This window comes from Halosimplex yunnanense (assembly GCF_054504345.1).
On sequence record NZ_JBTJEL010000036.1, the window covers coordinates 363,353 to 376,434 of the forward strand.

The window sequence follows — 13,082 nt, forward strand, 5'->3', positions numbered from 1 at the left end:
ACATCTGACCGAGGGTTTATTGATGATGAATAAAAAGGATTAACTGGCAGTCATCCAGACGTAGGTCCGGACATGGACCGACGAAGGTTCCTGCAGTCCGGGCTCGCCACGGCGGCGACGGTCGGACTGGCAGGGTGTCCGGGTGGAGAGGGTGAATCGACGACGACCGACCACGGTACGGAGACCGATGCGGACGACGCAGCGACGGATACCTCCGCAGAGACGGCGACAGAGACACCGTCCGAGGAGACCGACGCAGAGACCGACGCGGAGACCGACACCGAGACGGACTCGGGGGCGGCTGAACTCCCACGGCTTCGGACGGAGGGCAGCTGGATCGTCACCGAGGACGGCGAGCGGTTCACGCCGCGGGGCGCGAACCTCATCGAGCCGATGTTCGGCGACCAGAACGAGCAAAAGCGGGGTGGGACCTACATGGACACGCTCGAGATGGCGACCGACACGGCCGACGCGTGGTACAACAACGTCCTGCGGCTCCCGCTGACGAACTACGCCATCGAGGATCTCGGCTACGAGGAGTACGCGACCGAGTACGTCGACCCGACGGTCGAGCACTGCAAGGAGGAGGGCGTCTATCTCATCGTCGACTACCACATCATCCAGAACTGGGACGACGAGTCAGTCCACGAGGACGTCCGGGAGTTCTGGGACTTCTTCGCCTCCCGGTACGCCGACGAGCCCCACGTCCTCTACGAGTTCTGGAACGAGCCACAGGAGCCCAGCGACGACACGCTGGAGAACTGGAACGCCTGGAAGGAGGTCGCCCAGCCGCTGGTCGACCGCATCCGCGAGGACGCGCCGGAGACGCCGATCATCGTCGGCTCGCCGAGCTGGACCTCGCTCACGAAGTACGCGGCCGAGAGCCCGTTCGAAGGTGAGAACCTCATCTACGCGGGGCACATCTACCCCGGCGACGGCAAGAGCGCCGGGGTCTTCGAGGAAGACTACGGCGCGCCGGCCGACGAGGTCCCGGTGATGATCACCGAGTGGGGCTTCGACGCGATCGACGACACGCAGCCGGGGACGCGGTCGAACTTCGGCGAGCCGTTCAAGGAGTGGCTGAACGGCCGGGAGAACATCGGGTGGACGGCCTGGTGTCTCGACTCCCACTGGCACCCGACGATGCTCGACTACGACCACAACGTCACCGGCGGGGAGCTGTATCACGGCCACTTCGTCAAGCGGTGGCTGGCCGAGACCCGCGAGGAGAACGTCCCGAGCGCTATCGCTCGCGACGGCGCCGAGTACGAGGGACCGGCCGACACGGAGGCGCCGCCGATCCCCGTGGGTCTCGAACTCACGGAGAACTCCGACGGCACGGTGACGCTCGCGTGGGACCAGGTCGTCGACGAAGAGACGCGCGTCATGCACTACAACGTCTTCGTCAACGACGAACTGCGACAGCAACTCGACACGCTCACGCTGCTGAACGAGGCCGACGCCGAGAACGCCTTCGACGCCGAGGACCTGCGTTTCGAGACGACGCTCCAGGGCTTCACGCCCGGCGAGACGTACAACGTCCACATGAGCGCCGTCGACAGCCTCAGCAACGAGTCGGTGATCAGCCGGATCAAGTCCTACACGGCCTCCGGCGAGGTCGAGATCGCCGCGGAGATCCCCCGCGCCGAGTCCGAACCGACCGTCGACGGTGAACTCGACGAGTCGTGGGACGGCGAGCGAAACGACTTCCAGCACGCCGTCATCGGCGACCCCGAGGAGGCCGATCTCAGCGGCGGCTGGCGCGCTCGCTGGGACGACGACGCGCTGTATCTCCACGTCGACGTGGTCGACGACGAGCAGTCCGTCGACTCCGAAGAGCTGTACAACGACGACTCGGTCGAGGTGTACGTCGACGCCGACTTCTCGAACCTCCCGAGCTACGACGGCCAGAACGACTTCCAGATCGTCGCCCCCCGCGGCGGTGACGGCGTCTCGGCCGGCGTCTTGCCGAACGAGCTCGACCCCGAGATGGTCTGGAACGAGACCGACGACGGGTACGAACTGGAGATCGCGTTCCAGTGGTCCAACCTCGCCCCCGACCAGTCGATCGAGACCGGTCACGTCCTCGGGTTCGACGTCCACGTCAACGACGACGATACGGGCGGCGACCGGGACAAGAAGCTGACCTGGTTCAACGAACAGGACGACTCCTGGGAGAACCCCTCGGCGTTCGCCGCCGTCGAACTGACCGAGTAACCCGGGCCGGGGATCGGCCAATTCGGGGCCAGCACGGTCCCGATCGACCGGCCGACCGCGACCCGTCCAGTTTTGCCGCTTGCCGAACCCGCATGTCGGCGGGCGGCGAACCCGTGCGTATGCCTGACACTCGCGTCACGGTCTGGAACGAGTTCGTCCACGAGCAGGAGAACGACACTGTCGCCGAGATCTATCCCGACGGCATCCACGGCGCCATCGCCGACGCGCTGGAATCGCGCGGTTTCGACACGGAGACGGCAACGCTGCAGGAACCCGAACACGGACTCACCGAGGAGGTCCTCGACGAGACGGACGTCCTGACGTGGTGGGGCCACGCCGCCCACGACGAGGTCGAAGACGAGGTCGTCGAGCGCGTCAAGGAGCACGTCCTCGACGGCATGGGCCTGATCGTCCTCCACTCGGCGCACTTCTCGAAGATCTTCCGCGAGCTGATGGGGACGACCTGTGCGCTCAAGTGGCGCGAAGCCGCCGAACGCGAGCGCCTGTGGGTCATCGAGCCGAGCCACCCCATCGCCGAGGGCATCGACGACTGCATCGAACTGGAGGAGGCCGAGATGTACGGCGAGCGCTTCGACGTTCCCCAGCCGGAGACGCTCGTGTTCAACTCCTGGTTCGAGGGCGGCGAGGTGTTCCGCTCGGGCTGTACCTACCGCCGCGGCGACGGCCGAATCTTCTACTTCCGGCCGGGCCACGAGACGTATCCGGTCTACCACAACGAGGAGGTCCAGCGGGTCATCGCCAACGCCGTCGAGTGGGCCGCGCCCAGCGACGAGCGGGCGACTTACAGTCAGGGCAACGCCGAACCGCGCGAGGACATCGACACCAGCGACGACCGCACCGTCCACTGAGCGAGCGATACTCCCGAATCACCCCGCATTCGCGGTCTTACTGCTCGACCGTCGGCGGGGTCAGGTCGGCTTCCTCCTCGTCTTCCTCGTCCTCGTCTTCGTCGTCCTGATACTGCGGTGCGATCCGCCACTTGAAGTAGGCGGTCCAGCCGATCGAGACGACACCGAAGACGGCCACGACGAAGGGGTTCAGATCCGGCGTGCCGGGCGTCGAGAGCCAGAGCGCGCTGACCATCACCCCGAAGGTGTAGACGAGCACCGCGCCGTCCTGAGAGTTGATTTCCATGCCCCTACCTTCGCCCGCGGGGCCATAGAACTGGCGCTCGTTGCCGATCCCGTCCGGGGCTGTCGCGTGACACCGTTCAACTCCCGGATGGGCAGTCTGATCACGTAGACACTGGACATTCGAGACGACGACAGAACGACGACAGCGCTCGCTGGACGGCCCGTGAGAGTTCGCCACCGGCCGCGACGACGAGGACAGAGAACTGGGCCACCACGAGGACTTTCCGAGCGGGGAGGCCGACCGGCTAGTTCCCGAGTCCGTGGGACGCCCGGACCGAGTACGCAGACTACGTCGGGCCGGAAGGCCGCCGTCTACCTCGACGGCGAGGAGACGGTCTCTGAGCGGTCACCGTCCACGGTATGGACAGTACGACGACGATATCCACACCCCAACGGGGTATCGTGGCCGAGCACCGTCGGTCGAAGGACGCCGACTGGACCCTCGCCGACTCGGCCGGGAGTCGTCGCAGGATCGGTGTCCCGTTTCTCGACGAGTTCAATCACCGGCTGACCAGCGACGCCGACTCCGACGGGGTGCCCAGTACGAGGTAACGACGCAACTACCGGGTCCCCAGCCTGTAGCCACGTCCCAAATAATAGAGAACAAAGTTCTAAGATAGAGAATCTATGATTCACGCCCGGCGGTGTAATTACATCCGTACGCATGTAATTTATCCGCGCACAGGCCACATTGTGCGAAGTGTTGACACACAAAGGTTGTCGGTGAAACGGGAGATATCGTTCGGGAGCGGGCCAGTGTACCGCTATCTCGTCGAGCCACGGGATTCACTGGACGCCAGCGAGGCAGACACGATCGCCCGAATCGGCGCCCGATTAAAGATGTATCTCGCGGATCCGGACGTTCTGATATACGAACTGATCTTCGAGATACAGGGAACAATAACACCTACAGAAGAACGCTAGTGAGTATAAGAACGATAGGATTCACATCACCGGGACGGGGTAGTCCCTCTCCTGAACTACCGGTCAGGAAGTGACCTGGTGCGTTCGGCCGAACCGATCGGGGCTTCAGGTTCCAGTACCGAGCGGAATACGGGCCGCTGAGCACGGATACCGATCGAGTCGATCGGCTTCTCCGCGGTCTTCGGCCGGGCAGAGCGGGAAAACGAGAGGCGCGTCGAGAATCGAGTCAGCTCGGATGCGACCGAGCCGGAAGCTTCCCCGATGTCGAGTGAGTTGGGCTAAACCTCGACCCACTCGCCGGAGGCGTCGGACTCCTCGATGGCGGCGAGCAGTTCCTGGACGCGGTACCCGTCTTCGAACGAGGGCGAGTGGTCCACGCCCGCCGCTGCGGCGGAGAGGAACTCGTAGTTCTCGTGGACGAACGTGTGCTCCCAGCCGATGACGTGGCCCTCCGGCCACCAGTGGTCGATGTAGGGGTCGTCCGGCCCGGTGACGTTGATCGTCTGGAAGCCGCGGTCGCCGTCGAGCAGCAGTTCGAGTTCGTTCAGCCGTTCGAGCGAGAACTTCAGGCTGCCCTTCGAGCCGTTGATCTCGACGGTGTGGTCGTTCTTGCGACCCGTGGCGAACCGCGAGGCCTCGTAGGTGGCGACGGCGCCGTTCTCGAACTCGGCCTGTGCCGTGTAGGCGTCGTCGACGGTCACCTCGCGGGTCTCGGTCGAGTCGCCGCCCTCGCCCGACAGCGAACCGTCCTCGCCACCGGGGACCGGGCGCTCGTCGACGAACGTCTGAAGCTGGCCCGACAGGCGCGTGACGTCGCCGGCCTGCTCGCCCACGAGGAACTGCGTCAGGTCGATGGTGTGCGCACCGAGGTCGCCCAGCGCGCCGGAGCCGGCGACCTCTTCCGAGTTGCGCCAGCTCCACGGCGCCTCGGGGTCGGCCAGCCAGTCCTGAAGGTACCGGCCGCGGACGTGGTGGATCTCGCCGAGTTCGCCCGCGTCGATGAGATTCTTCGCGTACTGGATAGCCGGGATGAACCGGTAGTTGAAGGCGATGCCGGCAGTCGCATCGGACTCCCGCGCGGCGTCGCGCATCCGCTCTGCGTCCTCCAGCGTGTGCGCGAGCGGCTTCTCGCAGAAGACGTGCGTGTCGGCGTCCAGCGCGGCGATCGAGGGGTCGGCGTGGATGTTGTTGGGGCCGAGGTTGTAGAACACGTCGACCTCGTCGACCACGTCTTCCCAGTCGGTCGCGTAGCGGTCGAAGCCGAGCCGATCTGCGGCGTCTGCCAGCGCTTCCTCGTCGCGCCCGACGATGACGTCCCGTTCGACCGCGGGGGCCTCGGGGAAGAACATCGGGAGGCGAGCGAGCGCGTTGGCGTGCGCCTTGCCCATGAAGCGGTACCCGAGCATGCCGACCGAGAGGGGTTCTTCGCTCATCCCGATCACCTCAGGCCCAGTAGGCGTCGCCGGGGGTGGTCTCGAAGACGGAGCGCTGGAGCACGTCGATGGCCTTTTCCAGGCCCTCGTTCGGCGACGTGAGCGAGTCCTCGTGCTCGATGGAGAGGGCGCCGTCGTAGTCGATCATCCGCAGCGTCGAGACGACGTCCTTCCAGAACTCCTCGCCGTGGCCGTAGCCGATGGAGCGGAACAGCCACGAGCGGTCGGGTTCCTCGGTGTACGGTTCGGTGTCGAGGACGCCCTTGACGCGGCTGTTGGACTCGTAGACTTTCGTGTCCTTGGCGTGGAAGTGGTGGACGGCGTCCTCCTCGCCGAGGAAGCGGATGGCCTCGGTGATGTCGATGCCCTGCCAGAACAGGTGCGAGGGGTCGAAGTTCGCGCCGATGTACTCGTTCGTGCGCTCGCGGAGTTCGAGCATGCCGGTCGGCTCGTAGACCAGCATGTTGGGGTGCATCTCGATGGCGACTTTCACGTCGTGGTCGGCCGCGTGCTCGGCGAGGTCCGACCAGTACTCCTCGGCCACGTCCCACTGGTACTCGTGGGCCTCGTGGTGTTCGTTGGGCCACGGCGCGGTGATCCAGTTGGGCGTCTCGTCGTTCGGGCCGCCCGCGGGCAGGCCCGAGAAACACGTCACGGCGTCGACGCCGAGCTGGTCGGCCAGCGTGATGGCCTCCCGGAGTTCCGTGTCCGCGCGCTCGGCCCGCTCCTCGTCGGGGTGGAGGGGGTTGTTGTGCGTCGCGAGCGCGGAGACGTACAGATCGTGTTCGTCGAGCAGATCCTGCAGTTCGGCCTGGGCCTCCTCGTCGTCGAGATACTCCTCGCGGGGGAGGTGGTCGTCGCCGACGAACCCGCCACAGCCCAGTTCGACCGCGTCCACGCCCTGATCGGACAGGTACGCGAACGCGTCGTCGATCGATTCGCCGCCGAGTGCCACGGTCAGCACACCTACGTCCATGTGTGTTCACCTCACCCGAACGTTCAAAAACTCTTGCGGTGCCGGTACCCCTCGCCGCAGGCGCCGCGAGAGCGGGCGACCGCACTGTCCGCCCCGGCCGCCGTTCGCCCCTCGTCCCCGGCACACTTAAATACTGCCTGTCCAACACAGTACAACACATGAGATACTTCCGAGTGACGAGGGGCAGCGACCAGCGGTTAGTAGCGGCAGACGGGGAGAGCGCATACGACCTGACGAGCGCGGCGGACGGCCCCGAAACGGTCGAGGAACTGCTCGCCGGGGCGGACGAGGCCCGGCACGGACTCGACGAGAGCGCCGCGGCGTACCTCGACGACGCCGAGGCGATCGACTTCGACGAAGACGACGTCGATCAGCCCGTCGAACCGCCGGAAGTGTGGGCCTCGGGCGTCACCTACGAGATCAGCGAGGAAGCCCGCCAGGAGGAGAGCGACAAGCCCGACGTCTACATCGACGTCTACGAGAACGAGCGCCCGGAAATCTTCTTCAAGGCGACGCCGAGCCGAACCGTCGGCCCCGGCGGGGAAGTCGGCATCCGCGCCGACTCCACCTGGGACACGCCGGAGCCGGAACTCGGCATCGTCCTCTACGAGGGCGATATCGTCGGCTTCACCATCGGCAACGACATGTCCAGCCGCTCGATCGAGGGCGAGAACCCGCTCTATCTCCCCCAGGCGAAGGTCTACGACCGCTGCTGTTCGCTCGGCCCCTGCGTCGTCTCGCTCTCGGAGATCGACGACCCTCACGATCTGGAGATGACGATGCAGATCTACCGCGACGGCGAGGTCGTCTACGACGGGACGACGAACACGAGCGAGATGGTCCGTACCTGCGAGGAGCTGTCTTCCTATCTCACCCGACACAACGTCGTCCCGGACCTGACCGTTCTGTTGACCGGAACGGCGCTCGTCCCCGAGGGCGACTTCACGCTCCGTGAGGGCGACGACATCGAGATCGACATCGAGGGTATCGGGACGCTCACGAACTCAGTTACGACCGTCTGAGGCGATCGAGAAGTTTTCTCGGACGCGAGTAAATGTCTGAACAACCGTTTAGGATAGCAGAACGGTTAAGACAACGGGGTGTCTCTCGCCTGCTATGGCGCAGTCCGCGCGGAACACGGTAAAGTCGGTCGAACGCACGTTTCGGATCATCGGCGGCCTCCAGGAGCTGGGTGGCGCGGGAGTGACGGAACTGTCGACGCATCTCGACCTGCCGAAAAGCACCGTTCACAACTACCTGAGCACGCTCGAACAGGAAGCGTACGTCGTCAAGGTAGACGACCAGTACCGGATCGGCCTCCGGTTTCTCGAACACGGCGCGTACGCCCGCAACCAGTCGCAGATCTTCGAGATCGCCCGCCCCGAACTCGACCGCCTCGCGAACGAGACGGGCGAGCTCTGTAACCTCCTCGTCGAGGAGCACGGCATGGGGACCTACCTCTACCGGACTCGCGGCGAGAACGCGGTACGCGTGAAAGAGCACGTCGGGAACCGCGTCAGCCTCCACAGTACGGCGCTGGGCAAGGCCATCCTCGCGCACCTCTCCGAGGAGCGCGTCGACGAGATCATTGGACGCCACGGGCTGCCAGCCACGACCGACCGGACGGTCACCGACCGCGACCAGCTGTTCGAGACGCTGGAAGAGATCCGCGACCGCGGGGTCGCGTTCGACGACGAGGAACGCCTCTCCGGGCTTCGCTGCGTCGCCGCGCCCGTCCTCAGCAACGACGACCGCGTGCTCGGCGCGATCAGCGTCTCCGGCCCCTCCCACCGCTTCGAGGACGAACGCTTCCGCGAGGAACTCCCCAAGCGGGTCCTCGAAACCGCGAACGTCCTCGAACTGAACGTCACCTACTCCTGAGCCGTCCCCACACGCCGCTCACCCTTCCGAATCGGCTCGGTGACCTGCCGGGCTGACTGCGTCGACCGCCTCTATCTGTCCGCTGCTGCGTGACCGCTCCGATTGCTCGAAAATCTAGTAACTATTCCGACCATATGTGATTTCAATCAACTTGGTTATGATTAGACCGACGTGACAGACCGGTCGAACAGTGTAGACGAAAAACGGCGATATCGGAGTTATCTGGCGCTATATATAGTCTATTATCCCGACGTCGGTTTCCAGATCGCCACGGACTCGGCGTGCGGGCCCTCACTCGAAATTTCGAACGATCCCCTGATTTCAGCGCCTTCGCGGTTGTATTCGTCTGAATATATTGTTTGCGTGCCTTACTGGCAGCTACCGGCGTCTAGAAAGCAATAATAAATATTACTATAGAACCTGAATTATGGTTCTGCGTAAACTCAGCGGTTTCTAGGGGCGGGAATCGGGCAGACGAAAGCACCTTAGCGCGGGGCGGCCAACCGGCGGGTGTGACAGACGACCAGGACGACGCGGCGCTCGACCGGTTCCACGAGGCGGTCGAGCGGGCGGGTCGGCCAGTCCTCACGACCGACGAGATCGCGCGTCGACTGGACGAACCGCGGGAGGAGGCCGAGTCGTGGCTCGGCGACCTCGAACGAGAGGGAGGCGTCGTGAGCCGGGACGTCTCGCAGGACCCGACGGTGTGGTACCCCGCCGAGTGGACGGACTACGCAGAGCGGGAGCGGTTCGTCGTCTTTCCGAACCGCCGGCAGATCGTCGTCGACAGGCCGACGCAGTTCACGCGCGCGCAACTCTCGCAGTTCGCCCGCCTCGTCGATACCAACGGCGACCGCGGGTACATCTACGAGACGTCGGACTCGGACGTCTGGCAGGCGCCGTACGAGTCCGTCGAGGACCTGCTCGGGACCGTCCGAGACGTGTTGCCCCAGCGCTATCCCGACCTCGAAGAGTGGATCGGCGAGCAGTGGAAGCGGGCTCACCAGTTCACGCTCCGGACCCACGAGGACGGCTACACGGTGCTCGAAGCGGCGACGGAGAACCTGATGGGCAACGTCGCACGGCAGAAACTCGAGGATCACCACCTCCGGGCGCCGATCTCTGACACCGAGAGCTGGGTCGCAGAGGAGGCGACCGCCGAGGTCAAGCGGGTCCTCTACGAGGCGGGCTATCCCGTGCAGGACGAGCGGGACCTCGAATCGGGCGATCCGCTCGACCTCTCGCTCACGCTCGACCTCCGCGAGTACCAGCACGACTGGGTCGAGCGGTTCATGGAGACGAAATCCGGCGTGCTCGTCGGGCCGCCCGGGAGCGGCAAGACCGTCGCCGCGATGGGCATCCTGGAGCGCGTCGGCGGCGAGACGCTGATTCTGGTCCCGAGCCGGGAACTCGTCCGCCAGTGGCGCGACGAGATCCTCGCACATACGACCCTCGACGAGTCCCAGGTCGGCGAGTATCACGGGGGGAAGAAGGACGTCCGCCCGGTCACCATCGCCACTTATCAGACTGCGGGGATGGACCGTCACCGGCACCTCTTCGACTCGCGGGAGTGGGGCCTCATCGTCTACGATGAGGTCCAGCACGTCCCGAGCGACGTCTACCGGCGGAGCGCGAACCTCCAGACGCGCCACCGGCTCGGGCTCTCCGCGTCGCCCGTCCGCGAGGACGACCTGCAGGAGGAGATCTTCACGCTCATCGGCCCGCCCATCGGTACGGACTGGGACTCGCTGTTCGACGAGGGGTTCGTCGCCGAACCGCGCGTCGAGATCCGGTACGTGCCGTGGACCGACGACGACAGCCGCAACGAGTACGTCGGCGCGGAGGGCCACGAACGCCGCCAGATCGCGGCGTCGAACCCCGCGAAGATCGAGGAGACCCAGCGGATCCTCTCGCGCCATCCCGAACAGAAGGCGCTGGTGTTCGTCGACTACCTCGACCAGGGTCGAGAGCTATCGACCGCACTGGACGTACCGTTCATCAGCGGCGACACGCCGCACCACGAACGCGAGCGGCTCTTCCAGCAGTTCCGCGACGGCTCGCTGCGGACGCTGATCGTCTCCAGGGTGGGTGACGAGGGGATCGACCTTCCCGACGCGTCGCTCGCCATCGTCGCGTCGGGGCTCGGCGGCTCGCGTCGGCAGGGGACCCAGCGCGCCGGGCGGACGATGCGGCCCGCCGGCCGCGCGCTGATGTACGTGCTCGCCACGCAGGGCGCCCGCGAGGAGGAGTTCGCCCGCCGCCAGATGCGGTATCTCGCCGGCAAGGGCGTGCAGGTACAGGAGCGGACGGTCGAAGACTCGGGGGCAGACTCAGACGAAGACGGCGAAAGCGGAAGTGAGAGCGCCGAAACGAGGGAGAATGGCGACGGCGAGGGAACGGACGAGACTGACGAGGGTCAGGGGGCGGGCGAGACGACCGAGGACGACGAGGGACCCGTCTGACATCAATCCGCCGAACACGTTCGGCGCCACACGCTTCCGTTCGAGACGATTATCTAGTAGTATGTCTGTCAGCCACGACGACGTCGAGCCGGTGACCGACCACGTCCACGAGAACTCCTGGTCGGCGAACCTGGAGAAACCTCACCACGGTGAGGACCGCGACTTGGTCCTTTCACAGGCGGTCGACGCCGTCGAACACACCGCGCCAGGCAACCACGTCAATCTGGTCACCCACGGCGACCACGGCCACCCCGAGACCTACCTCTACGACGAACTCGACGAGACGTTCGGCGACGCCGTCCGATACGAGTACGTCGAGCAGTGCGGCTGCGGCGGACACGTCACTCGACTGCACGTCGAAGAAGCGCTCTGAACGGCCGGGTTGACTGGATCCGGCCAGAAGTCGTTTCGGGGGCTCTGACCGCTTCGAGCCCGCGGTTCGGGCGGCAGGCCGGTCGTTACTCTACGTCCACGTCGGACAGTTCCGCTCGCTCCGCGCGCTTTTCCTTCACGTCGTCGATGAACGAGTCGACGGTGACTCGCTTCTCGCCGATGGTGGCGCCGACGATAGCGCCGAGCGCGCCGCCGGTGCTGGCGGCGTTGCGGCCGACGATTCCGCCGATGCCGGCGCCGACGGCGGCACCGATGGCTGCGTAGCGAGCACGGCTCAGGACGCGTTTGAGGCGTTTCTGCATACCTTTCACTTGGAGTATCTGGCCTATAAGTGTGACCCTCCCGAGAGTTCTCCGCATGACAGACTCTCGCACACGTGGAAAAAATTTAATATATTGCCGTGTAGACGTATCGAGTACGTTCCACCACTAACGGTGTGAGCGGTGATCCCGAATGACCGACCTCAACCCGACTCCCATGCTCGTCCGGGCACACGGCCCGTCTGGCGACACCGTCGGGTATGCCGACGCCGCCTGTACGGCGGGGTTCGGCGCGGTGGATCCCAGCGGGAAGGATCTATCGATCGGTCGGTCCGCAGGGGGCAACCGCCAGCTCGAACCGACCGTCGCCGCGTGAACACGCGCGGGCCGTCCGGGCTCCCAGTCCGGTCGACGGCTGTCGGTTCGAGCCGATCTCGGCTCTTCCTGTGATTCCGACGTCGTGGCCACCGGCCCGTCTCGCGTGACGACAGGTCTCGTCCCACCGGTGGGTCCGCGCTCCGTCGCGACCCCACCGGCCCCCGCACGCCCGCTCCGCGCACTCCGCGCCTCCGATCGCTGACGCGGCGCCCGCCGCCGCGTTCGGCTCGGCGAGGTGCGCGGTCGGCGAACCAGTGCCAGCGATGCCGGAGAGAGGCATCACTGCGCATCGACGCCCGCACGGCGGTCGCTCAGGCGACGCGCGTTCGACTCGCGCCGGGCGCCCTATGGCAGTCCATGCCACAACCGCGGTGGAATCGACGGCGGAAGTCGACCTGTGGGTCCCCCGGGACACCATGGCCGACCTGGAGAGCGGCGTCCGGACGGTCGTCGCCGACGTCGACGGCGTCGAGACGGCCGAGGTCACCGGCGTGACCGACGTGACGCCCCGAGCGACCGACATCCGGGTGACGGCCACCGTCTGGCTCGTCTTCCCCGACCACGCGTCCGACGCCGACGCCGTCCGCGAGACGCTCGAAGACGGCTTCGGCATCATGGAGGCGACCGTCCTCGTCGCCGACGCGGCCGACGCGGACGAGTCGTGAACGGCGCGAACTATCGGCGGCGGCCCCCGTGGACCGTCCCGACCCTCTGCTCTCCGCGGTCACAGCGGTGTGACGCCGGCCTCGAGCCGGAGCGGCGGGTTCGATCCCCGCCGGAGAGCCTGCCAGAGCCATGTTGTGCATCATCGCGCCGGAGTACGAGTCGGCCGACGACGACAGACGGCGATCAACCGACGGAAGCACGGACGCAGAAACGGAGAACGACGACGAAACTACGGACGACGGCGACCTACCGACGGTCGGTGCAGTCTGATCCGGTCGTTGAGCCGGCGACCGATCCGCCCGTTCGGTCGGCGGCCAGACCCGCCCGTTCGATCCGGG

General features: G+C 65.8%; 13 protein-coding genes and 1 tRNA gene. 10 read left to right on the forward strand and 4 right to left on the reverse strand.

Features of this window, described 5'->3' with window-relative positions; genetic code table 11:
* Nucleotides 1–72: 72 nt before the first annotated feature.
* Nucleotides 73–2,217, forward strand: a complete 2,145-nt coding sequence (locus tag AB2U09_RS17900) for a cellulase family glycosylhydrolase (protein ID WP_459194092.1) — start codon at nt 73–75, stop codon at nt 2,215–2,217.
* A gap of 119 nt (nt 2,218–2,336) precedes the next feature.
* The gene (locus tag AB2U09_RS17905) at nt 2,337–3,086 is read left to right on the forward strand and encodes a ThuA domain-containing protein (RefSeq protein ID WP_459194093.1); all 750 of its coding nucleotides are present in this window, start codon (nt 2,337–2,339) and stop codon (nt 3,084–3,086) included.
* A 37-nt stretch (nt 3,087–3,123) separates the two neighbouring features.
* Here the strand turns inward: AB2U09_RS17905 and AB2U09_RS17910 are convergent, their stop codons facing one another.
* From AB2U09_RS17910 to AB2U09_RS17920, 3 genes are all read right to left on the reverse strand, one after another.
* On the reverse strand, nt 3,124–3,372 hold the full coding sequence (locus AB2U09_RS17910) for a DUF8074 family membrane protein (protein WP_459194094.1): 249 nt from the start codon (nt 3,370–3,372) through the stop codon (nt 3,124–3,126).
* A gap of 1,201 nt (nt 3,373–4,573) precedes the next feature.
* Nucleotides 4,574–5,728, reverse strand: a complete 1,155-nt coding sequence (locus tag AB2U09_RS17915; protein ID WP_459194095.1) for a Gfo/Idh/MocA family protein — start codon at nt 5,726–5,728, stop codon at nt 4,574–4,576.
* Between the two features lie 10 nt (nt 5,729–5,738).
* A complete protein-coding gene (locus tag AB2U09_RS17920; protein ID WP_459194096.1) occupies nt 5,739–6,704 on the reverse strand; it encodes a sugar phosphate isomerase/epimerase family protein in 966 nt (321 codons plus the stop codon).
* 158 nt (nt 6,705–6,862) lie between these two features.
* On the opposite strand from AB2U09_RS17920, the gene AB2U09_RS17925 reads away from it, so the two are divergent.
* The 4 genes from AB2U09_RS17925 (at nt 6,863) to AB2U09_RS17940 (ending at nt 11,420) form a co-directional block, all read left to right on the forward strand.
* The gene (locus AB2U09_RS17925) at nt 6,863–7,726 is read left to right on the forward strand and encodes a fumarylacetoacetate hydrolase family protein (protein ID WP_459194097.1); all 864 of its coding nucleotides are present in this window, start codon (nt 6,863–6,865) and stop codon (nt 7,724–7,726) included.
* A gap of 94 nt (nt 7,727–7,820) precedes the next feature.
* On the forward strand, nt 7,821–8,585 hold the full coding sequence (locus AB2U09_RS17930; RefSeq protein WP_459194098.1) for an IclR family transcriptional regulator: 765 nt from the start codon (nt 7,821–7,823) through the stop codon (nt 8,583–8,585).
* A 512-nt stretch (nt 8,586–9,097) separates the two neighbouring features.
* Nucleotides 9,098–11,047, forward strand: a complete 1,950-nt coding sequence (locus AB2U09_RS17935) for a DEAD/DEAH box helicase (protein ID WP_459194099.1) — start codon at nt 9,098–9,100, stop codon at nt 11,045–11,047.
* A 61-nt stretch (nt 11,048–11,108) separates the two neighbouring features.
* Nucleotides 11,109–11,420 carry a CGCGG family putative rSAM-modified RiPP protein gene (locus AB2U09_RS17940; protein ID WP_459194100.1) on the forward strand — a complete coding sequence of 104 codons (312 nt, stop codon included), beginning with the start codon at nt 11,109–11,111 and terminating at the stop codon, nt 11,418–11,420.
* Nucleotides 11,421–11,505: 85 nt separating this feature from the next.
* Here AB2U09_RS17940 and AB2U09_RS17945 read toward each other — a convergent pair whose 3' ends face one another.
* Entirely contained in the window at nt 11,506–11,742 is a 237-nt protein-coding gene (locus AB2U09_RS17945) for a hypothetical protein (RefSeq protein ID WP_459194101.1), read from the reverse strand.
* A 151-nt stretch (nt 11,743–11,893) separates the two neighbouring features.
* On the opposite strand from AB2U09_RS17945, the gene AB2U09_RS17950 reads away from it, so the two are divergent.
* The 4 genes from AB2U09_RS17950 (at nt 11,894) to AB2U09_RS17965 (ending at nt 13,014) form a co-directional block, all read left to right on the forward strand.
* On the forward strand, nt 11,894–12,076 hold the full coding sequence (locus AB2U09_RS17950; RefSeq protein WP_459194102.1) for a hypothetical protein: 183 nt from the start codon (nt 11,894–11,896) through the stop codon (nt 12,074–12,076).
* Between the two features lie 349 nt (nt 12,077–12,425).
* The gene (locus AB2U09_RS17955) at nt 12,426–12,743 is read left to right on the forward strand and encodes a hypothetical protein (RefSeq protein WP_459194103.1); all 318 of its coding nucleotides are present in this window, start codon (nt 12,426–12,428) and stop codon (nt 12,741–12,743) included.
* 48 nt (nt 12,744–12,791) lie between these two features.
* A tRNA-Arg gene (locus AB2U09_RS17960) sits at nt 12,792–12,863 on the forward strand.
* 10 nt (nt 12,864–12,873) lie between these two features.
* On the forward strand, nt 12,874–13,014 hold the full coding sequence (locus AB2U09_RS17965) for a hypothetical protein (RefSeq protein ID WP_459194104.1): 141 nt from the start codon (nt 12,874–12,876) through the stop codon (nt 13,012–13,014).
* The last annotated feature ends 68 nt before the right edge of the window (nt 13,015–13,082 follow it).